The following is a 19,299-nucleotide window of genomic DNA, read 5'->3' as shown; positions in this document are numbered from 1 at the left end:
CCCTCACCGTCCGGCTGTACGAGGACATGAGCTGCCCGGCCCGTACGTCACCCGTCGTGGGAACTCCCGCCAAGGCGCTCGGCGGAACCTTCGTCCCGTCGGACAGCCACCAACGCCTGTGCGGGCGACGCCCGTTGACCCGTCCGGGTTATGGTCCGACTCGGTACTGACGGATCGGGACACGGGGATGTGACGGGTGAGCGAGAAGGAAGTTCTGGCGCAGCGCTTCGAAGAGCACCGCTCCCACCTGCGGGCGGTGGCCTACCGGATGCTGGGCTCGCTCAGCGAGGCGGAGGACGCCGTACAGGAGGCCTGGTTCAAGCTGAACCGCTCCGACACGGCCGCGGTGGAGAACCTGGGCGGCTGGCTGACCACCGTGGTCGGCCGGGTGTGTCTGGACATGCTGCGCTCGCGCGGCACGCGGCGCGAGGATCCGCTGCACGACCAGGACGGGCAGGTCCGCCTTCCCGACCCGATCGTCAGCCGCGCGGACGGGCTCGACCCCGAGCAGCAGATCCTGCTGGCCGACTCGGTCGGCATCGCCCTGATGGTCGTCCTGGACACCCTCGCCCCCGCCGAGCGCCTGGCCTTCGTCCTGCACGACCTGTTCGCCGTGCCCTTCGACGAGATCGCCCCGGTGCTCGGGCGTTCCGCCGCCACGACCCGGCAGCTCGCGAGCCGGGCCCGGCGCCGTGTCCAGGGCGCGGCGCCCGCTCCGGACCCCGACCGGGCCCGCCTGCGCGGCATCGTCGACGCCTTCCTCGCCGCCTCGCGCGGCGGGGACTTCGACGCGCTCGTCGCGGTCCTCGACCCCGATGTGGTGGCCCGCTCCGACGGCGGCACGCTGCGTCCCACGCTGCTCCGGCGCGGCGCGGCCGAGGTCGCCTCCCAGGCGATCACCTTCGCGCGGTTCGCCGAGGCGGCTCATGCGGCGCTGGTCAACGGGGTCCCCGGGGTGGTCGCGACGGCGCAGGGCCGGGCGCTGTCGGTCATGGCGTTCACCATCCGGGACGGCAGGATCACCGCGCTCGACATCCTCACCGACCCCGAGCGGCTGGCGCGCATCGACCTGAGCGTCCTCGACGGCTGAGCCGCCACCAGGCCGACCCGTGGAGTGATCCGCCTCACACCCTGTCACAACCCGGGAGGGCGCGGTGTCTTGATGTCGAACCCGTCAAGAAGAAGGAGAGACACCATGACGCAGCACACCGAGGTGGTCGTGATCGGCGGCGGATACGCAGGTGTCATGGCGGCCAACCGCCTGACGCAGCACGAGGGCGTGACGGTGACCCTGGTCAACCCGCGCGCGACGTTCGTCGAGCGGATCCGCCTGCACCAGCTGGCGGCCGGGACCGACGACGCGGTCGTCGAGTACCGCGAGGTCCTGGCCGAGGGCGTCCGGCTGGTCGTGGACACCGTGACGCGGATCGATGCCCCGGCGCGCAGCGTGGCGCTCGGGACCGGCGCCGCGCTCGGCTACGACTACCTCGTCTACGCGGTGGGCAGCGGCAGCGCCGACCCGCGTGTGCCCGGGGCCGCCGAGTTCGCCTACCCGATCACCACCCTGGAGGAGACGCGGCGGCTTCGGCCGGTCCTCGACGCCGCAGCCCCCACGGCGGCGGTGACGGTGGTCGGGGCGGGGCCGACGGGCATCGAGGCCGCCGCCGAGCTCGCGGAACAGGGCCGCCGCGTGACCCTGGTCTGCGGTGGGGTCCTCGGCCCCTACCTGCACGGCCGGGGCCGCCGCTCGGTCGCCGGGCGGCTGGCCAGGCTCGGGGTGACCGTGCTCGACGGCCCCGGGACCAAGGTGACGGCGGTGACCCGGGATGCGGTGGAGCTCGGTGACGGCCGCGAGGTGCCGAGCGAGGTGACCATCTGGACCACCGGCTTCGGCGTGCCGGACCTGGCCGCGCGCAGCGGGCTGAGCACGGACGCCCTGGGCCGCCTGCTCACGGACGAGACGCTGACGAGCGTGGACGACGTACGCGTCGTCGCGGCGGGCGACTCGGCGGCGCCGTCGGACCTGCCGCTGCGGATGAGCTGCCAGGCCGCGATTCCGCTGGGCGCGCGGGCCGCCGACACGGTGCTCAGCCGGATCGGCGGCGAGCAGCCCTCGACCCTGAACCAGGTGTTCGCCGGACAGTGCATCAGCCTGGGCCGACGCGCCGGCATCTTCCAGTTCGCCCACAAGAACGACGTGGCCCTGTGGTTCCACATCGCGGGCCGGACCGGGGCGAAGGTCAAGGAGATCGTCTGCAAGGGCACCGTCAAGCACCTGGCCGACGAGGCGGGCAGGCCCGGTTCGTACGGCTTGCACCGCGTCTCGGGAGGGGACCAGCGCGGGCGGCGGCTGCGGGCCGAGCTCGGCGGGACGGCGGCCACCGCCGCACGGTCGGTCTGACCACGCCCTGCCCGCTCTCGCCCCGCACCGGACAGTTGGGGCGCACCGAACGGCCGACCGCGATCCGCCGGCACCCGGGTCGCGGCGCCCTTCGGGCTCCCCCGGACGAACTCCCCGGCCCCGAACCGCCTTCCGCGGCGCTCCGGCGCGCTCCACGGCCGCCGCACCTCACGGGTCGTGACCGAGGGAATTCAGCAGGTAGCAATTAGGTGAATTCCTGACTGAATTCCCGTCAATAAGCCTCCGGTTCATATCTCGATTTGATAACAACCCGCCCGGAAAGGACTGGACCATTGGGACGCGACGCGCGTAACTCACCTCATTTCATTGCGAGTTGAGTGTTCGTCAAATCAGACCGACAGGTAACGGAATGATTTCTCGGAGCGCGCCCCCGTTTGTCCGAATTCTCCTCCGCATTCGTCTGGCAGGCTTCCGCGCACCCAGTCTTCCGACAACGATTTGAGGTGCCCATGACAGGACGTCGCAGACGGCCTGCCGCCGCCGACCACCGCCGCAAACCCCGGCGGTTGATACTCGTCACCGCCGCCACCGCAGCGGCGGGGCTGATAGCCGCAGGCATCGCGTACTCCGGAATCGGCGACGGCGCCCAGGCGGCGGCTCCCGTGGTGGAGGCCGCCGCCGAAGCACCGGCCGCCGCACCGGCCCGTGACCAGGAGCCGGAGCCGATCGCCGCCGCACCCGCGAACGAGACCGCGAACGGCATGATCTACGACGGCCTCCAGGCCGCGCCGAAGGGCGACCGGTGCGTGGGTGTCTACCGCACCGACACCGGGCTGTGCACGCACGGCCCCGACGCCCCGCCCAAGGGCGTCGACATCACGAAGGACATCGAGCCCGCCGTCAAGGAGACGGCTCCGGCGGCCGATCCGGCCCGCCCCGCGGCCGATGACCCGGCGAGCAAGGAAGGCGGCGGGCGTCCTCAGGACGCGCCCGCGGCCGACGCGTCGACGGCCACCAAGGCCTCCGCACCCGAACCCGCGGCCGGCGCCGCGGCCGGCGGCCAGAACGTCGCCGCAGGCCCCGCCGGTCAGACCGTCCAGTGCGACGGCGACGGCAGCACCGGCAACCGCGTGCAGGTCGTCTACGTCCACGCACCGGGCAAGGACCGCTTCTCCGAGTACGTCGCCTCGTTCCGCAAGTGGGCGGCCGACGCCGACCTCATCTACTCGGCGAGTGCCAAGGAGACCGGCGGAGTACGTCACATCCGCTATGTGACGGCCGCCGACTGCACCCCCACCGTGCTCAACATCGAGCTCCCGGCCTCGTCCCTCGCCGAGTTCAGCGCGACCAACAACGCGCTCGCCGGCAAGGGTCTCGACCGTCGTGACCGCAAGTACATGATCTTCGCCGACACCCAGGTCTACTGCGGCATCGGCACCTTCGCGGGCGACGAGCGGCCCGGCCAGGCCAACCAGAGCAACTTCGGTCCCTCCTACGGGCGTACCGACTCCGGCTGCTGGGGCGGTCACACCGCCGCGCACGAACTCGGACACAACCTGGGCGCGGTCAACAACAGCGCACCGAACACCAGCCGTGGCGCGCACTGCACCGACGAGTACGACGTCATGTGCTACTCGGACACCCCGTACTACCCGCAGATGCGCAACGTCTGCACCAACCAGGCGTCCGAGAACATCCTGGACTGCAACCACGACGACTACTTCCACACCAGTCCGAAGCCCGGAAGCTACCTGGCCACGCACTGGAACATCGCGGACAACCAGTTCCTGATGAAGGGCAACGGCGGCGGCGGCACGGACCCGGGTCCGAACCCCTCCCCGACCCCCACCAAGAAGCCCTCGCCGACGCCGACCAAGAAGCCCTCGGGCGGACCGGCCGTGACGGCGGGCCAGATCCAGTCCGACTCGGTCGTCGTGAGCTGGCCCAAGGTCGACGGCGCCTCCTGGTACGCGGTGCAGCTCAACGGCAAGCACCTGACGTGGGTCCAGTCCCAGGTGCTCCGCATCTACAACCTGCAGCCCGACACCGCCTACAAGGTCACCGTCTCGGTCCGCGACAGCTCCGGCCGTGACAGCGGACCCGGCAAGGCCGCGTCGTTCCGTACGACGGGGGCGGGCGGCGGCACCACCACCCCGGGCGCCAAGTACGTGCTCGGAAACGGCAGCAGCGGCATGGCCGCGGAGCTGTGGGGCGGCCGCACCGCCGACGGCACCGTCCTCGTGGGCGGCCGCACCAACGGGTACGCCCAGCAGCAGTGGTACTTCGACGACGCGGGCAACGGCCAGGTGCGCATCCGGTCGGCCGCCTCCGGCAAGTGCCTCCAGCCGGGCGGGACCCCCGCCGCGGGCATGTGGGTCGCCCAGCAGCCCTGCGGCAACGGCAACGGCGCGCAGGCCTGGAAGCTGACGTCCCGAGGTGGCGCGGTGACCGTGACGGACGCGAGCGGCGGCTTCGCCCTCTCCGTCAGCAACCGCCCCTACTACGGGTACTGGCTGCTCGACCTCCAGCGTGCGGACGGCCGCGCGACGCAGGCCTGGACCCTGCAGAAGTCCGGCTGATCACCGTCATGGCGCAGCATTCCTGACGCCCTGACGGCGTGAACCCACCCCGGCGGACGGCCGCACCGAGCGGCCGTCCGCCGGTACCCCTCATCTTGACCGGAGCACCCCGACGATGCGCATTCGAATCGTTTTCTCGGCCGCCCTGGCCGCACTCGGCCTCATGTTCCTGCTCCCCACCGCGGCCCATGCCCACGGTGACACCGTGAAGGTGGTGGTGACGGGCCAACGGGAGGGTCACGTCACCGCCGACGTCACCTGGGAGAACGACGGGGACGCCGTGGACGAGACCGTCGCCGCGACCGTGAACGCGGTCAGCGTCGACGGCTCCCGCACCATGGGGCCCTGGCGCCTGGTGCGCGATCCCGCGGCGGCGCCGGCGGGCTGGACCACGGCCGAGGCGCTGCCGCCGGGTTCGTGGAAGGTCAGCGTCGACGTGGGCTTCCCGGCCCTGGGGCACGGCGAACTCGAAGTGGGCGTACCCGTGGTGGACCCGGCTCCGGTCGCTCCGACCCCGGTCGCCTCCGCGGCGGCTCCCGCCCCGTCGTCCGCAGCGCCGGCGTCCTCGGCGGCCTCCCCCGCCGCGGCACCGGCCGCCTCCACGGCGCAGGCCGCGGAACCGGCCGCCGACACCGAGGGGTACGCCGTCTGGTGGACGACGGCGGGTGTGGCGGTGACCGCCGTGGCCGGCGCGGCCGTGGGCCTCCTGCTCCGCCGCCGCCGGCGCATGCGGCTCGACCGTCTCAACTAGCCCGGGTCCGGGCCAGTCCCTCCCCGAAGCCCCGGTCACGGGGGGCCGGAGCGCCAGGGGGTGTCTTGTCGATCGGGCCCGGCCCGAACGGCAGGGCACCCCCTGCGCCGTGTCTACCGGCCCGTGGCCACCGCGGCGGCGACCGCCTCGGTGAAGGGCTCCAGCCCCTGCGGGTTGATGCGCAGGAACAGGTTCGGCTCGATGAGTTCCAGCTCCATGACCACGGGTTCCCTGGCCCCGTTCAACGCCAGGTCCACCCGGGCGAACAGGAGGTCGCCGGGGGCGGGAACGGAGGCCAGCGCCGCCCGCGCCGTACGGAGCTCCGCCTCCGACGGCCGGTAGGGGGCGGCACCGGGGTGCGGCACCCTGAAGTTGTCGATCAGCCCCCGCCTCCGTGAGCAGGGCCTCTTTGCGGATCGCGTGGCTGAAGGTGCCGCCGAAGAAGATCAGCGCCCGCTCCCCCTCCTCCTCCACCAGCGGCAGGTAGGGCTGGACGATCGTGGTGCGGCCCGTCGAAGTCCGCCGCGTCGCAGGGCCCGCCCGGTTCGAGGACCCTGGTCGGTACGACCGGGACCCCGCGCGCGGCGAGCTCCAGCAGGGATCACACTTCCACACAGACCGTGGCGGGAACCCGGCCGCCCGGTCGTGCGTCGTACCCCAGGTGGAAGACGGTGCGAGGCAGACAGGCGGGGCTCCGGTGGCGGTGGACGTGGCGGGGAGCGGCGCGCGGCGCACCGCCCGGTGGCGCTGGGGCACCGATGCCCGGGGCCGGACGCCCTGGACGCGCGGGCGTGTTCCCGCGGCGCTCGCCGTACTGAGCGCCGCGCTGCTGGTGTTCCACTCCGCGGTCCCCAACGCGGTGGGCCGGCTCGGCAGTGCGCTGGAGGCGTTCCTGCCCTGGCTGGGCCTCGCGGTCCCGGTCCTGCTCGTCCCGGCGCTGGTGCGCCGCTCGTTCACCGCGCTGGTGGCCGTGGTGCTGCCCGCGGCCGCGTGGGTGGGCCTCTTCGGCGGGCTGCTGCTGCCCGCGGACCGTGGCCCGGACGACATCACGGTCCTCCAGCACAATGTGAGTGACGAGAATCCGGACCCCACGGGCACCGCGCGCGCCCTGATCGGGTCCGCGCCGGACCTCATGGCCCTGGAGGAGCTGACGCCCTCCGCGCTGGCCGCCTACGAGGCGGCGCTGGCGCCCGCGTACCCGTACCACGCGGTCGAGGGCACGGTCGGCCTCTGGTCCAGGCACCCGCTCACCGGCGTCCGCCGCGTGGACATCAGGCCCGAGGGCATCGGAGAGGGCTGGAACCGCGGCCTGCGCTGCGGTGTGCGCACGCCCCGGGGTGAGATCGCGGTGTACGTGGCGCACCTGCCCTCGATCCGCTTCCGGGCGAGCGGTTTCGGCTCCGGCCCGCGGGACGAGAGCGCGCGGCTGCTGGGCGCGGCCGTCGCCGCCGAGAAGCTGGAGCGGGTGATCCTGCTGGGTGACCTCAACAGCACGGTGGACGACCGTGGCCTCGCCCCGCTGACCTCCCGGCTGAGCGCGCCGCGGCGGGGGCTCGCCCTCAGCTGGCCCGCAGCCCTGCCGGTCGCCCGGATCGACCAGATCCTGACCCGCGGGGCGGTCGCCGCCGAGGTCCGGACGCTGCCCGCCACCGGCAGCGATCACCTGCCGGTCGCCGCCCGCATCAGGCTGGACGCCTCATAGCCGGATGGCGATCTTGCCGCGGACCTGACCGTCCCGCAGGTAGCGGATGGCGTCGGGTACCTCGGCCAGCGGGTAGGTCCGGTCGACGGCGGGGGTCACCGAGCCGGCCTCGATGAGCTCGGTGAGGGCTTCGAGGTCGCGGTGGCGCACCAGCGTGCCGTGCGCGCGCAGCCGGTGGCCGACGAAGGGCGACAGCAGCATCGCGCCCAGCTGCCGCTGGTTGCCGCCGATCCAGTTGCCGCCGCCTTCCCCGCCGACGATGACGAGGGTCCCGCGGGGGGTGAGGGCCTTGCGCAGCCTGGCGATGGGCCGGTTGCCCGCGATGTCCAGGATGACGTCGTAGCGGCGGCTGCCGTCGACGGGGTCCTGTTGTGTGTAGTCGAGGACCTCGTCGGCGCCGAGGGAGCGGACCAGGTCGGTCTTGGTGGTGCTGCACACTCCGGTGACGTGGGCGCCGTAGGCCTTGGCCACCTGTACGGCGAAGCTGCCCACACCGCCCGAGGCGCCGAGGACGAGGACGCTCTGGCCTGCTTCGACCTTTCCGCTGTCCCGTACGGCGCCCAGGGCGGTGCACGCGGAGACGGGCACGGCCGCGGCCTGTTCGAAGCCGAGGGAGGACGGCTTGGGCGCGAGGGTGTTCTCCTTGGCGCGGGCGTACTCGGCGAACGACCCGAGGCAGTTGCCGTACACCTCGTCGCCCGGCCGGAAGCGGGTGACCTCGGGGCCGACGGCTTCGACGACTCCCGCGACGTCCATGCCGCGGACGCGCGTCCTGGGTCTGCGCAGGCCCGACACGGCGCGGACCGCGTAGGGCATGCCCGCCATGAGGTGCCAGACCCCCTGGTCGACGCCGGCCGCGTGCACCCGTACGAGGACCTCGCCCCGGCCCGGCTCCGGCCGGTCCGTCTCTTCGATGCGCAGGACCTCGGGCGGTCCGTAGACGTCCTGGACGATGGCCTTCATGCGTCGTCTCCCTCGGTGGAGGTGTACTGGAACACGGTGTCGAGCGGTACGGCGAACACGCGCGCGATCTCGAACGCCTTCTCCAGGGAGGGCGAGTAGCGGCCCTGTTCGATGGCGATGACGGTCTGACGGGTCACGCCGATCCGGCGGGCGAGCTCGGCCTGGGTCATCTCGCCGTTGGCGAAGCGCAGGGCCCGGATGCTGTTGGTGACCCTGGTGGGCCTCACCACGGGTGGAAGCCCGACCGGTACGAGGCGATCTTCGCGGTCGACGCGAGCAGCGCCGACAGGACGAATCCGAGGAAGATCGCGTTGGCGATCCAGAACCGGTCCGCCTCGGCCATCGCCAGGATCATCCCGGTCACGGCGCCGATCGCGATGAACGACTGGCCGATGTGCTCACCGAACTGGTGGATCTCCCGGTCGCGCTGGTCCTTGACCTTGCCGTCCTCGGGCGAGAGCAGCGCCACGGTGATGTGGAGCGCGATCGAGGCGACGATCGCCGCGCCGACCGTCCACAGCAGCGCGGCGGCGTAGGGCTGCTGGGTCAGGGGCCCACTCCCGGACCGCCCCAGAACGACGGCCAGATACGCCCCGTACGACACCACCGTCACCACGATCATGATCCACGCACGTTTCTCCTCGACTGCCACTACCACTCCCCATGTAAAGAAAACCCGACATCGATAGTGTCAAGGAATCAGGACACCATGTCAATAATTCTTTACCTCTCCAGGCGGCGCGTCACGCACCACGGGCCGGGGCCGACGGCTGGAGCAGGTTCCGGGAGTTGCTTCCCGGCGCCCGGGGCGGGAGATGTCCTCAGCGACCGGGGGCGGGGGGCGCTTCGAGGAGTTCGGGCCCGTTGTTGCGCACGCTGTTGACCGCGGTCGACACGGCGCGGACGTCGAGCCGGCCGCCCGCGGGGGCGGCGAGCAGGGCGCGCAGTGCGTCCGGGTCCTGGTGGGACGGGTCGAGCCAGGCCTCGTAGTCCGCCGGGGCGAGTGCGAGCGGCATCCGGGGGTGGACCCGGCCGGCGGCGTCGGTGGCCTCGGTGGTGATGATGGTGCAGGTCGCCCACCACGCCGCCGGATCGTCGTCGGCGGCGACTGCGGGGTCGCGCCAGAACTCGTACAGCCCGGCCATCGCCATCACGTCGCCGTCCTCGGGACGGATGAAGTACGGCTGCTTGTAGGCCTTCACAGAACCGGAGGCGGGCACGGGCTCCCACTCGTAGAACCCGTCGGCGGGCAGCAGGCACCGGCGCTTGGCGAAGGCGCGCCGGTAGGCCGGCTTCTCGTGCACCGTCTCCACCCGCGCATTGATCATCTTCGCGCCGCCGGCCAGGCTCTTCGACCACGAGGGCACCAGCCCCCACCGCAGGGGACGCAGTTGCCGCTCCAGTACCCCGCTCTCCCGGTCGGCGCGCTCCAGCACCGCCCACACGGCATCGGTGGGGGCCACGTTCCAGCTCGGCTCCAGCACGTGCCCCGGATCCGGGGGCGTGGCCTGGAAGAGGCCGGACAGGTCCTCGGGACTGCGGGTGGAAGCGTAACGGCCGCACATACCGTCCACCCTGCCAGCTGGACCGGGTCCGCGCAGGCTACGCCGCGAAGTCGCCCGGGCCGGGGCCGTCGTGGCGGTTCACCTGATGAATGCGCAGCGCGAGTTGGAGCTCCAGCGCCCGCTCCGGGCGCTGCCAGTCACGGCCGAGCAGGCTGCCGATGCGGTCCAGGCGCTGCACGACGGTGTTGACGTGCACGTGGAGGGCCTCGGCGGCCCGGGACTGGCTCGCGCCCGCGTCGAAGTAGGCCCGCAGGGTGTGGGTGAGGTCGGTACCGCGCTTCGCGTCGTACGCGAGCACGGGGCCCAGGGTCTGCCGTACGTAGCCGCCCAGATCCGTCTGATCGCCGAGCAGTACGCCGAGGAAGCCCAGGTCGTGGAGGGCGGCGCCGGTGCCTTCGCGGCCCAGGGCGCGCAGCGCGGTCCGGCAGCGGCGGGCTTCGGCGTAGGCGCCGGTGAACTCCGCGGGACCGGTGACCGGACCGGCCGCTCCGACGGTGACGGGACCGGCGAGGACCTGGCGCAGCTCGTTCGCGAGGCTCGCGGCGGCGAGGCCCGGTCCGGGGCCTGGTCCGGGGGCGGGGCCCGGTCCGGGGGCGGGAGCCTCGGCGGGGCAGACCAGGACGACATCCTCTTGGTGCACTCCGGCGAGTCCCTTGCGGGCCTGGGCGATGCGGGCGGCGGCCGCCAGCAGCCGGGGCCGGGGCACGGCCCCGGTGTGCAGGACGAACACCGCGTGCGGGTGGCCCAGGTTCATACCGAGCCGGCGGGCCCGCGCCGACAGTCCGGCCGGGTCGGCGGCCCGGGTGAGCAGGTCGCCCAGGAGTTCGCCCCGTATCCGGTCCTCGGTCTCGGCGACCGAACGGCGCAGGAGCAGCAGCAGGGCGGTGACCAGGCTGGCGCGCTCGAAGAGGCGGCGGTCGGCGTCGCCGAGGTCGGCGCGGCCGGTCAGGGCGATGCTGCCGAGCAGTTCCTGCCCGGCGAGGACCGCGCACACCCAGGTTCCGTGGACGAATACGGCGCGCCCGCCGGCCCGCGAGGCGGCGACGGCCTCGGCGGACGGGGGCCGCGGGTCGGTGCCCGCCCGGGCGAGCTCGGCCCCCTCGGCGTCGTGGACGAGGGTGCCGCCCTGCAGGACGGCGCCGATGGCGGTGGCCACATCGGTGACGTCGCCGCCGCGCAGCACCAGGTCGGTGAGCCGGTCGTGGGCCTCCTCCGCCCGGCGCATGGCCTCGCTGTGTGCCTCGATGGTCCGCGAGGCCGCGTTGAGGTCGACCAGTGCGGTACGCGTCTCGTCCAGCAGGCGGGCGCCGTCGATGGCGATGGCGGCGTGGTCGGCCAGGGAGGACAGCAGGGCGACCTCGTCGGGCGTGAAGGTACGGGCGGTGCGGTCGGCCGCGTAGAGGACGCCGATCACCCGGGTACCCAGGCGCAGCGGCACGCCGAGGATGGCCCGCAGTCCTTCCTCGGCGACGGCGCTGTCGATCGTCGTGGTGTGCCTGAAGCGCCGGTCCTCGCGGTAGTCGCCGGTGGAGTACGGGCGGGACGTCTTCGCGACCAGTCCGCCCAGCCCCTCCCCCATCCCGAGGCGCACGCGCTGGAAGGCCGCGGAGACCGAGCCGTCCGTCACCCGCATGTAGGTGTCGCCCGCCTCCTCGTCGTTGAGGGACAGGTAGGTCACGTCCGTGCCGAGGAGCAGCTTGGCCCGGTGGACGATCGCCTTCAGCACGGCGTCCGGTTCCCTGAGCCGGGCGAGGTCGCCGGCGGTGTCGAAGAGGGCGGCGAGTTCGGCCTCGCGGCGGCGGTGCTGGCTGAGGGTGCGGCGGATGCGGAGCGCGACGCGGGTCGCGTCCGCGATCACCACCGCGTCCGCGGCCGCCTGCGGGCCGGCTTCCGCGCCGGGGAGTCCACCGTCCTGGAACGCCTCGGCGGGTGCGCCCTGGTCCAGCAGGTCCAGGAGGTTGCGCAGCCGTTGCAGCGCACCGGTGCCGGTGCCGGTGCCGGTGCTCCCGCTGTCTTGGGTGGTGGGCATCGGGTGCTCTCCGTGGTGCTCGACGCGGACGGGGGCGGCACCGTTCGATCCGGTGCCGCCCGCGCTCGGCAGGTCCGCAAGGCCGGGAAGGCCCGGAAGGTCAGTTGTCGGCGGGCAACGGGTCGTGCCCGGCCCGGCGGGCGGCCGGGACCGGTGCGCGTACCGGGGTGTGTTCCCGGGCCAGGCTACGCCCGCGGGTCTCCTTGGCCACCAGGACGGTCAGCGTGGTGACCGCCGCCGCCGTGGCGAGATAGACGGAGACGGGCAGGGACGAGCCGTAGTCGCGCAGCAGGGCCACGGCGATGATCGGTGCGAGGGCGCCGCCGATGATGGAGGCCAGCTGGGACCCCATCGAGGCGCCGGAGTAGCGGACCTCGGTGTCGAACATCTCGGAGATGAAGGCCGCCTGCGGTCCGTACATCGCACCGTGCAGGAGCAGTCCGACGGTCACGGCCGCGGCGATCACCGGGAAGGACTTGGAGTCCAGCAGCGCGAAGAACGCGAACGCCCAGCCGATCATGCCCACCGAGCCGAAGAGGGTGACGGCGCGGCGCCCGATGCGGTCGGACAGCGCGCCCCAGGCCGGGATGGCCGCGAAGTGGACGGCGGAGCCGATGAGTACGGCGTTCAGGCCGTCGCTCTTGGGCAGCCCGAGGTGGCTGGTGACGTAGACGAGGAGGAAGGCGGTGATGACGTAGTACGAGATGTTCTCGCCGAGGCGGGTGCCGATCGCGGTCAGGACCCCGCGCCAGTTCGTACGGAACACCTCGGCCACGGGCGGCTTGGCCTTGGCCCCGGCGGCGGCCCGCTCCGCGGCCCTGGCCTGCGCCTCCAGGAAGACCGGGGACTCCGAGACGGACATCCGGATCCACAGGCCGATCATGACCAGCACCCCGGAGAGCAGGAACGGGATCCGCCAGCCCCAGGCGAGGAAGGCCGCGTCGGACTGTACGGCGGCCAGGACGGCGAGTACCCCGGTGGCCAGCAGATTGCCTCCGGGCGCGCCGGCCTGCGGCCAGGAGGCCCAGAAGCCGCGGCTCTTGTCGTCCCCGTGCTCGGAGACGAGCAGCACCGCCCCGCCCCACTCGCCGCCGAGCGCGAACCCCTGGATCAGGCGCAGGAGCGTGAGGAGGATCGGGGCGCCGACCCCGATGCTCGCGTGGGTGGGCAGCAGGCCCATGGCGAAGGTGGCCCCGCCCATGAGGAGCAGGCTGAGGACGAGGAGCTGCTTGCGGCCGATCTTGTCCCCGTAGTGGCCGAAGACCAGCCCACCCAGCGGGCGGGCCGCGAAGCCGATCGCATAGGTCAGGAAGGCGAGGAGGGTACCGACCAGGGGCTCGCTGCCGGGAAAGAACAGCTCGTTGAAGACCAGTGCGGCGGCCGAGCCGTAGAGGAAGAAGTCGTACCACTCGATGGTGGTCCCGATGAGGCTGGCGGCGACGATTCTCCGTATGCCGGCCGGTGCCGGTACGGCCGTTGCGGGGGAGGTCATGGGCACCACTTCCGGGGGTCTGCGGGGACGATCCGTGTCGCCACACCGTAGAAGCCCGCAGGTCGGCCGCGTATGTGGCGGACCATCACATTCGGGCACCCCTCTGTGTGCCCGCCCACCACACCACAGGCGTAGGCACGGCACGGGCTCCCGGAGGCCCCGTCGTGCCGGGGCCGACCGTCGTGCGCAACATCAGGTGTGGATCCGGTTGTTGGTGCCGTCGTGGTGGTCGGCCTGTTCGTCGTCGAACCAGTAGTCGCCGGCCGCGAGGTAACGGAACGAGTGGCCGCTGTTCGCGGGGAGGGAGACCTCGGCCCTGCGGGTGCCGTCGCCTCGGGGTTCGAAGGGGTGGGCGGCGGGGTTCCAGTGGTTGAAGTCCCCGACCACGCTGACCGGTCCCTGCGGGGTGCCCTCGGGCAGGACGAAGGTGACCTGGGTACGGCCCTGGAGTCGCTTGCGTTCGAGCATGGTGGCCTCCGGTGGTGACGGGGTCGGGGGCTGACCGGTGCCCTCGCGCGCCGCGCGACGGGCCCGACCGGCAGCGTGAACCGGGCGGGAAGGGCTCCCGGGCGCGCCGCGGGCGAGGGGTTGAGGGGTATCCCGGCATAGGTGGCGGGGCCCGGCCGGGGTGGCTTCGTCGACAGGCCGGGCCCCGCGTGCGTGGACCTCTCTTCGCCCTCCACCGTGCCATGCGCGGAGCCGCACCGCTCGCCATGAGGCGGGGAGTGTAGGCCGGTTGGGGGATGCGCCCTCCCGGCCGTGGCCGCTGCCGGAAGGTCCGCCGGCCCCGGACGTAGGCGGTGTGGTCACGTCCGCCGGGACTCGGCCCGTGGTGTCCGGGTCGTCGGCGGGTCGTCGGCGAAGAGGGCGAGGAGCCCCGCGATGTCGCGGCCCGCCTCGGCGGGGTGGCGGAACTTCGCTCCGGGGCTGATGCGGTAGTGGTTGCGGCGCCCGTGGCGTACCCGGGTGAGGTATCCCTCCTGCTCCAGGTCCGCGACGATCGCCTGGACGGTCCGCTCGGTGAGCACGCAGGTCTCGGCGACCTCCCGCAGGCGCACTCCGGGGTCGCGTGCGAGGGCGAGCAGGACACGGGCGTGGCTGGTCAGGAACGTCCATGACCCGTGGGGAAGGCCTTCATCACCCATACCTCCAGCTTGCACCATTATTTGTATATACGTCCCGTTTTTCGCGTATTTCTTGACGCATGTCGGGTGAGTGCCGACCATGCTGGTAGAAGCAGAAACAGCCCCAGAGCGTATGGGGAGGCAGCCATGACCGCCATCGTGTCCGACCACCGGACCTGTCCCTCGACAGCGGCCGGCCTGGAGATCGGGGTGACACCCGGCCCGCGGCCCGGGACGGTCCAGGTCGTGGTGAGCGGCGAGATCGACTTCGACAACGCCATGTTTCTCCGCCGGGCCCTCCTGGCCGCCCTCGTCTCCCAGCGCGCGACCCTGCTCCTGGACCTGGAGCGGGTGACCTTCTGCGACTGTGCCGGCCTCAACACCCTCCTGACCGCCCGCCACGCGGCCCTGCGAGCTGGACGCGGCCTGCACATCACGGCGGCCGGTCGCCGGGTGGAGCGGCTCCTGAACCTCACCGACACCCGCTCCCTCCTCACGTGAAGGCGTGCGCCCGAAAGCAGGTGATCCCCATGACGGCGTCCGTCCCCCTCGCCGACATCCACGAAGTCCGCCACCGCACCCCCGAGACAGCCGCCACCCACGTGCCCTCCGATCGGGCAGTCCCGCGGGCGGTGGCAGTGGGCACGCTGATGGCGACGACCCCGGCCACGGCCCGCGAGGCCGAGCGCATCCTGTCCGCCGCGGCCGCGGGAGCCGGCCTGCCCGAGACCGTCCTGGCCGCCGCGACGATCGATTCCGCCCGCGGCGTACCCGTTCCCGCCCGTGCCGAGCGGGCGCTGCGCCAGGCCGTCCGCACGGCCCGCACCCCGGACCCCGTACCGTCCTCGACGTCGGGTCCGTACCTGCTGCCCCTGCGGGAGGACACCGAGAAGGCCCTCGGCCGGTTCTTCGAGAGCCGCCTGCGCCTGAGCGCCGCACCCGTGGACCCGGAGGCACGCCGCTCCTTCGAGGACTCCCTGTTCACGCTCTGCATCCTCATGGGCCAACCCTGCGCCCCCGAGGCCCTGCATGACGCCGTCCAGTACGCCGCGAGCTGACTCACGCCCCCGGCCCCGCCCGTCGACGACCGAGAGACCGTCGATCATGAGCGCCGAGAAACAAGACCCGCGCCCGAAACTGCTCCCCGATGAGGGAGCGGGCCGTGGACGAGCACGGCCGGCCGCCGGGAGTCCCGTCCCGGACGGGCCCCGGCACCGGGCCGCCCGCCGACGCGGCTCGTGTGGAGCGCGCCGGCAAGGAACGGCGGTGCGCAGGGCCCCACCAAGGAGCAGCTGTGCAACGAGGCGATGGCCGGCCGCGCTGCGATGCAGGGGTCCGCAGGGGGCTGTTCTGCGCTTGCGGGCGGTGTGCGCGGAAGCTTCCGCTCGTGGTGCGGGTGCTCCTTCGTTTACCGGGTAGGCGCGTCACGACAACAGCATGCGCATCGTGAAGGGGAGACTCCGCATGAGCACGAAAGAGCGGCAGATCCACAGCTCCGATGAATCCGTGAGTGTGCTGGTCTCGCGCGCCTCCCAGCAGATTTCGGGGCTGGTCCGCGAGGAGATGCAGCTGGCCCGCGCAGAAATGACCCAGAAGGGCAAACGCTTCGGCAAGGGCGGAGGACTTTTCGGCGCGGCGGGCCTGATCGGAATCCTGGCAGCTCAGGCCCTGACAGCAGCCTGCATCGCAGCTCTCGCGTCGACGGTCCCGGTCTGGGCATCGGCGCTGATCGTCGCGGCGGCGTTGGCGGTGCTTGCCGCAGCGACCGCCATGGCTGGGAAGAAGCAGATCGCGGAGGCCGGCGCACCCGTACCGGAACGGACCATGGACAGCGTCAGGGCCGATCTGGCCGAGATCAAGGAGAAGGTGCACCGATGACCGACGAACCTCGAACGAATATCGGCACGCCCACCCCTGACGAGCTGCGCGAGCAGGTCGAGCGCACCCGCGACGAACTCGGGCAGACCATCGAGGCGCTGGCGTACAAGGCCGACATCAAGGCACAGGCGAAGGAGAAGACAGCCGCCGTGAAGGAACAGGCCGCCGAGAAGACGGCCGTGGTCGCCGACCGGATCCGTGTGCGGACCCGGCACACCGCACAGCTGGTGAGGGACACGACACCCGATCCGGTGCTCGACAAGGCGGCCCGGGCCGCGAGGACGGCACGAGCCCATCGCAAGCCGCTGCTCGTGGCCGGCGCTTCGCTGGTCGTCCTCCTCCTGCTGGTGCGGCGCAGCCGGGGACGATGATGAAGGCGTCGAAGGTGGCCTACAAGCCGGTCGGTCTGGCCCTGGGTGCCGTCGGTGGCTTGATCGCGGGGGCCGCGTTCAAGCAGGTCTGGAAGATCGTCGAGGGCGAGGACGACGCTCCGAGCGCCACGGACGAAGACCGCTCCTGGCGGCAGATCCTCATCGCGGCCGCCATCCAGGGCGCGATCTTCGCCGTGGTCAAGGCGGCGGTCGACCGCTCCGGCGCCGTGGCCACGCGTCGTATGACGGGCACCTGGCCGGGCTGACCCGCACGGCCGCACCTGCCGCCCGCGGTATTCGTCCGATCCTCTGAAGGTCGACGTCATGTGGGTCGGCCGCGTTGTCGAGGGCAGTCGCAGGATGTCGGTCGATTTCCGTGGTCCGCTCCGCGGGCCGCATTCCCACCTGGAGGTGCGCGGTGCCCAGTACGGCCCTGTCCTTGCCCCCGCTGCCCTTCACCCTGATGGCCTTGCCGGGCGTCTACCAGCCGCAGGCGGACACCCTCCTCCTCGCGGAGGCGCTCGCCCAGGAGGAACTCGGGCCGCAGACCGACGCGCTGGAGATCGGTACGGGCACCGGGGCGCTGGCACTGCACGCCGCGGGCAGGGGAGCCCGGGTCACCGCGGTCGATGTCTCCTGGCCCGCCGTGGTCACGGCGCGGCTGAACTCCTTGTGCCGACGGCTGCCGCTGCGCGTCCTGCACGGTGACTTCGCGGCGCGCACCGCGGGGTGCCGGTACGACCTGGTGATCGCCAATCCGCCGTACGTACCCGCCCCGGGGGTCCGGCTGCCGTCGCGCGGACCGGAGCGGGCCTGGGACGCCTGCCCCGACGGGCGCGGGGTCATCGACCGGATCTGCGCCCGAGCCCCCTCCCTGCTGCGTCCCGGGGGCGTCCTGCTCATGGTGCACTCGGCGATGTGCCGCACCGGGGAGACCCTCGACCGCCTGGCCGGGGTGGGGCTGGCAGCGGAGGTCGCGGCGCGTGCCTCGGTGCCGTGGGGCCCCGTACTGCGATCGCGGCGGGCCTGGCTGGAGCGGCGGGGTCTGGCGGCGGAAACCGACGAGTGGGAAGAGCTGGTGATCATCCGTGCCCGGTCCCTCTGACAGCTCCCCCGCCCCGGTCCCGGCCCGCGTACGGGCGTCGGCCCGCCGGGTATCGGTGGACCCGCAGGGTCCGGTCCTGGTCGAGGGGCCGGTCGAGATCGTCCTGGACGACGGTACGGTCGCCCGGTCCGACCGCTTCATGGTCGCGGTGTGCACCTGTCGCCGCAGCCGTACGTACCCCTGGTGCGACACCAGCCACCGCTCGCGTGAGCGGGGCGGCCCGCCTCCCGAGGACAGGAACCCCCGATGACCCCTCCCAGCCTGAGCCTGAGCACAGCGGCGCCGGCCGTCGGCCCCCGTCTGGTCGAAGGGCGGGGCGAACTGTCCCGCGCCGTGACGCGGGCCCTGCGATCCGGCGGCCCGCCGGTGTACACCACGGGGTCGGTGCTCAGGGCGGACCCCTGGGGTGAGGACCTCCAGCTCGCCCTCTACCTCCTGTACGAGCTGCACTACCGCGGCTTCGACGGCGTGGACGACGCGCGCGAATGGGACCCGGAGCTGCTGCGGCTGCGCCAGGCGATGGAGACCCGCATCCTGCACGCCCTGCGCACCGAGCTGCCCGACCCACCCCGAACGGTCGAGGAAGCCTTCGCCCCGCTTCTCGTCGAGCCCGTGGACCTTTCCGGCAGTCTCAGTCACCACCTGGAGACCGAGGGCGAGCTCTGGCAGCTGCGCGAGTACGCGGCCCTGCGCTCCCTCTACCACCTCAAGGAGGCCGACCCGCACGCCTGGGTCATCCCGCGGCTCACCGGACGGGCCAAGGCCGCCATGGCCGCCATCGAGTACGACGAGTTCGGCGCCGGCCGCGCCGACCGCATCCACGCGCGGCTCTTCGCGGACCTCATGGCCGACCTGGGGCTGGATCCCGCCTACGGCCGCTACCTGGACCGCGCGCCGGCGCCGTTGCTCGCGACCGTGAACCTGATGTCCCTCTTCGGGCTCCACCGCGCCCTGCGCGGCGCACTCGTCGGCCACTTCGCCTGTGTCGAGGTCACCTCGTCGCCCGGCTCCAGGCGCCTGGCCAAGGCCATGCGGCGCTGCGGAGCGGGACCTTCGGCCGAACACTTCTACGCGGAGCACGTCGAAGCCGACGCCGTCCACGAACAGGTGGTACGCCACGAGGTGATCGGAGGGCTGCTGGCCGACGAACCGGACCTCGAGGCGGACATCGCGTTCGGATGCGCGGCGACCGTCGTGCTGGAGGACCGTCTCGCGGCGCACCTCCGCACGGCCTGGGACCAGGGACGCAGCGCTTTGCGTTCCCCCTTGCCGGGGCCGTGAGGGCATGCCGGGCGAGCATCGGCGTGGCCGAGGTGGACGAGGGCCCGCGATCCGTCCGGACAGGATCTTCCGCCCCTCCTCGACGGCGGAGAAAGTG

At 72.7% G+C, this 19,299-nt stretch carries 22 protein-coding genes; 13 read left to right on the top strand and 9 right to left on the bottom strand.

Going from position 1 to position 19,299, the window contains the following annotated elements; translation table 11 throughout:
- Nucleotides 1–196 precede the first annotated feature (196 nt).
- The 4 genes from sigJ to KO717_RS35525 all read left to right on the top strand — a co-directional run bounded on the left by sigJ (nucleotide 197) and on the right by KO717_RS35525 (nucleotide 5,692).
- On the top strand, nucleotides 197–1,090 hold the full coding sequence (sigJ, locus tag KO717_RS35540) for an RNA polymerase sigma factor SigJ (protein WP_301373797.1): 894 nt from the start codon (nucleotides 197–199) through the stop codon (nucleotides 1,088–1,090).
- 105 nt (nucleotides 1,091–1,195) lie between these two features.
- Complete coding sequence (locus KO717_RS35535; protein ID WP_301373795.1) at nucleotides 1,196–2,401, top strand: NAD(P)/FAD-dependent oxidoreductase; 1,206 nt, start codon at nucleotides 1,196–1,198, stop codon at nucleotides 2,399–2,401.
- 470 nt (nucleotides 2,402–2,871) lie between these two features.
- Nucleotides 2,872–4,941 (top strand): RICIN domain-containing protein, encoded by a 2,070-nt coding sequence (locus tag KO717_RS35530; RefSeq protein ID WP_301373793.1) that lies wholly within the window; start codon nucleotides 2,872–2,874, stop codon nucleotides 4,939–4,941.
- Nucleotides 4,942–5,056: 115 nt separating this feature from the next.
- A complete protein-coding gene (locus tag KO717_RS35525; RefSeq protein WP_301373791.1) occupies nucleotides 5,057–5,692 on the top strand; it encodes a hypothetical protein in 636 nt (211 codons plus the stop codon).
- Between the two features lie 113 nt (nucleotides 5,693–5,805).
- On the opposite strand, the gene KO717_RS35520 is transcribed toward KO717_RS35525, so the two are convergent.
- A complete protein-coding gene (locus KO717_RS35520; protein ID WP_301373789.1) occupies nucleotides 5,806–6,057 on the bottom strand; it encodes a hypothetical protein in 252 nt (83 codons plus the stop codon).
- 449 nt (nucleotides 6,058–6,506) lie between these two features.
- Between KO717_RS35520 and KO717_RS35515 the strand changes: the two genes are divergently transcribed.
- Entirely contained in the window at nucleotides 6,507–7,394 is an 888-nt protein-coding gene (locus KO717_RS35515) for an endonuclease/exonuclease/phosphatase family protein (RefSeq protein WP_437184672.1), read from the top strand.
- On the opposite strand, the gene KO717_RS35510 is transcribed toward KO717_RS35515, so the two are convergent.
- From KO717_RS35510 to KO717_RS35475, 8 genes are all read right to left on the bottom strand, one after another.
- Nucleotides 7,389–8,357: an NAD(P)-dependent alcohol dehydrogenase gene (locus KO717_RS35510; RefSeq protein ID WP_301373787.1), complete on the bottom strand. Its 969-nt coding sequence runs from the start codon at nucleotides 8,355–8,357 to the stop codon at nucleotides 7,389–7,391. The genes KO717_RS35515 and KO717_RS35510 overlap by 6 nt on opposite strands.
- A complete protein-coding gene (locus tag KO717_RS35505) occupies nucleotides 8,354–8,584 on the bottom strand; it encodes a helix-turn-helix transcriptional regulator (RefSeq protein WP_301373785.1) in 231 nt (76 codons plus the stop codon). Before KO717_RS35505 ends, KO717_RS35510 begins: the two co-directional genes overlap by 4 nt.
- Nucleotides 8,581–9,009, bottom strand: a complete 429-nt coding sequence (locus KO717_RS35500) for a hypothetical protein (RefSeq protein WP_301373783.1) — start codon at nucleotides 9,007–9,009, stop codon at nucleotides 8,581–8,583. Before KO717_RS35500 ends, KO717_RS35505 begins: the two co-directional genes overlap by 4 nt.
- 169 nt (nucleotides 9,010–9,178) lie before the next feature.
- The gene (locus tag KO717_RS35495; RefSeq protein ID WP_301373782.1) at nucleotides 9,179–9,922 is read right to left on the bottom strand and encodes an SOS response-associated peptidase; all 744 of its coding nucleotides are present in this window, start codon (nucleotides 9,920–9,922) and stop codon (nucleotides 9,179–9,181) included.
- Between the two features lie 37 nt (nucleotides 9,923–9,959).
- Entirely contained in the window at nucleotides 9,960–11,951 is a 1,992-nt protein-coding gene (locus tag KO717_RS35490; RefSeq protein WP_301373781.1) for a helix-turn-helix domain-containing protein, read from the bottom strand.
- A 100-nt stretch (nucleotides 11,952–12,051) separates the two neighbouring features.
- Nucleotides 12,052–13,443, bottom strand: coding sequence for an MFS transporter (locus tag KO717_RS35485; RefSeq protein ID WP_301373780.1), 1,392 nt, complete (start codon nucleotides 13,441–13,443; stop codon nucleotides 12,052–12,054).
- Nucleotides 13,444–13,635: 192 nt separating this feature from the next.
- Entirely contained in the window at nucleotides 13,636–13,911 is a 276-nt protein-coding gene (locus KO717_RS35480) for an isoamylase early set domain-containing protein (RefSeq protein WP_301373779.1), read from the bottom strand.
- 338 nt (nucleotides 13,912–14,249) lie between these two features.
- Nucleotides 14,250–14,588, bottom strand: a complete 339-nt coding sequence (locus KO717_RS35475) for a helix-turn-helix transcriptional regulator (RefSeq protein WP_301373778.1) — start codon at nucleotides 14,586–14,588, stop codon at nucleotides 14,250–14,252.
- A gap of 126 nt (nucleotides 14,589–14,714) precedes the next feature.
- Here KO717_RS35475 and KO717_RS35470 point away from each other — a divergent pair, with 126 nt between their 5' ends.
- The 8 genes from KO717_RS35470 (at nucleotide 14,715) to KO717_RS35435 (ending at nucleotide 19,202) form a co-directional block, all read left to right on the top strand.
- Nucleotides 14,715–15,068 (top strand): STAS domain-containing protein, encoded by a 354-nt coding sequence (locus KO717_RS35470; RefSeq protein WP_301373777.1) that lies wholly within the window; start codon nucleotides 14,715–14,717, stop codon nucleotides 15,066–15,068.
- 29 nt (nucleotides 15,069–15,097) lie between these two features.
- Nucleotides 15,098–15,625, top strand: a complete 528-nt coding sequence (locus KO717_RS35465) for a DUF5133 domain-containing protein (RefSeq protein ID WP_301373775.1) — start codon at nucleotides 15,098–15,100, stop codon at nucleotides 15,623–15,625.
- A gap of 406 nt (nucleotides 15,626–16,031) precedes the next feature.
- Nucleotides 16,032–16,445 (top strand): phage holin family protein, encoded by a 414-nt coding sequence (locus KO717_RS35460; RefSeq protein WP_301373773.1) that lies wholly within the window; start codon nucleotides 16,032–16,034, stop codon nucleotides 16,443–16,445.
- A complete protein-coding gene (locus tag KO717_RS35455; protein WP_301373771.1) occupies nucleotides 16,442–16,816 on the top strand; it encodes a DUF3618 domain-containing protein in 375 nt (124 codons plus the stop codon). Before KO717_RS35460 ends, KO717_RS35455 begins: the two co-directional genes overlap by 4 nt.
- Entirely contained in the window at nucleotides 16,816–17,082 is a 267-nt protein-coding gene (locus KO717_RS35450; protein ID WP_301374949.1) for a DUF4235 domain-containing protein, read from the top strand. The genes KO717_RS35455 and KO717_RS35450 overlap by 1 nt, the downstream gene beginning before the upstream one ends.
- Nucleotides 17,083–17,279: 197 nt before the next feature.
- Nucleotides 17,280–17,921, top strand: a complete 642-nt coding sequence (locus KO717_RS35445; RefSeq protein ID WP_301374947.1) for a HemK2/MTQ2 family protein methyltransferase — start codon at nucleotides 17,280–17,282, stop codon at nucleotides 17,919–17,921.
- Nucleotides 17,905–18,171, top strand: coding sequence for a CDGSH iron-sulfur domain-containing protein (locus tag KO717_RS35440; protein ID WP_301373769.1), 267 nt, complete (start codon nucleotides 17,905–17,907; stop codon nucleotides 18,169–18,171). The genes KO717_RS35445 and KO717_RS35440 overlap by 17 nt, the downstream gene beginning before the upstream one ends.
- Nucleotides 18,168–19,202 carry an iron-containing redox enzyme family protein gene (locus KO717_RS35435; RefSeq protein ID WP_301373767.1) on the top strand — a complete coding sequence of 345 codons (1,035 nt, stop codon included), beginning with the start codon at nucleotides 18,168–18,170 and terminating at the stop codon, nucleotides 19,200–19,202. Before KO717_RS35440 ends, KO717_RS35435 begins: the two co-directional genes overlap by 4 nt.
- The last annotated feature ends 97 nt before the right edge of the window (nucleotides 19,203–19,299 follow it).

Origin of the sequence: Streptomyces xanthophaeus (assembly GCF_030440515.1) — a bacterium.
In the GTDB taxonomy this organism is placed as follows: Bacteria; Actinomycetota; Actinomycetes; order Streptomycetales; family Streptomycetaceae; genus Streptomyces; species Streptomyces kutzneri.
This window is presented reverse-complemented; position numbering and strand designations above follow the sequence as displayed.

Coding starts and splice junctions, on each gene's coding strand:
- KO717_RS35535 (WP_301373795.1), top strand. CDS start 1,196: ATGACGCAGCACACCGAGGTGGTCGTGATCGGCGGCGGATACGCAGGT.
- KO717_RS35530 (WP_301373793.1), top strand. CDS start 2,872: ATGACAGGACGTCGCAGACGGCCTGCCGCCGCCGACCACCGCCGCAAA.
- KO717_RS35525 (WP_301373791.1), top strand. CDS start 5,057: ATGCGCATTCGAATCGTTTTCTCGGCCGCCCTGGCCGCACTCGGCCTC.
- KO717_RS35510 (WP_301373787.1), bottom strand. CDS start 8,357: ATGAAGGCCATCGTCCAGGACGTCTACGGACCGCCCGAGGTCCTGCGC.
- KO717_RS35495 (WP_301373782.1), bottom strand. CDS start 9,922: ATGTGCGGCCGTTACGCTTCCACCCGCAGTCCCGAGGACCTGTCCGGC.
- KO717_RS35490 (WP_301373781.1), bottom strand. CDS start 11,951: ATGCCCACCACCCAAGACAGCGGGAGCACCGGCACCGGCACCGGCACC.
- KO717_RS35485 (WP_301373780.1), bottom strand. CDS start 13,443: ATGACCTCCCCCGCAACGGCCGTACCGGCACCGGCCGGCATACGGAGA.
- KO717_RS35480 (WP_301373779.1), bottom strand. CDS start 13,911: ATGCTCGAACGCAAGCGACTCCAGGGCCGTACCCAGGTCACCTTCGTC.
- KO717_RS35475 (WP_301373778.1), bottom strand. CDS start 14,588: ATGGGTGATGAAGGCCTTCCCCACGGGTCATGGACGTTCCTGACCAGC.
- KO717_RS35470 (WP_301373777.1), top strand. CDS start 14,715: ATGACCGCCATCGTGTCCGACCACCGGACCTGTCCCTCGACAGCGGCC.
- KO717_RS35465 (WP_301373775.1), top strand. CDS start 15,098: ATGACGGCGTCCGTCCCCCTCGCCGACATCCACGAAGTCCGCCACCGC.
- KO717_RS35460 (WP_301373773.1), top strand. CDS start 16,032: ATGAGCACGAAAGAGCGGCAGATCCACAGCTCCGATGAATCCGTGAGT.
- KO717_RS35455 (WP_301373771.1), top strand. CDS start 16,442: ATGACCGACGAACCTCGAACGAATATCGGCACGCCCACCCCTGACGAG.
- KO717_RS35450 (WP_301374949.1), top strand. CDS start 16,816: ATGAAGGCGTCGAAGGTGGCCTACAAGCCGGTCGGTCTGGCCCTGGGT.
- KO717_RS35445 (WP_301374947.1), top strand. CDS start 17,280: ATGGCCTTGCCGGGCGTCTACCAGCCGCAGGCGGACACCCTCCTCCTC.
- KO717_RS35435 (WP_301373767.1), top strand. CDS start 18,168: ATGACCCCTCCCAGCCTGAGCCTGAGCACAGCGGCGCCGGCCGTCGGC.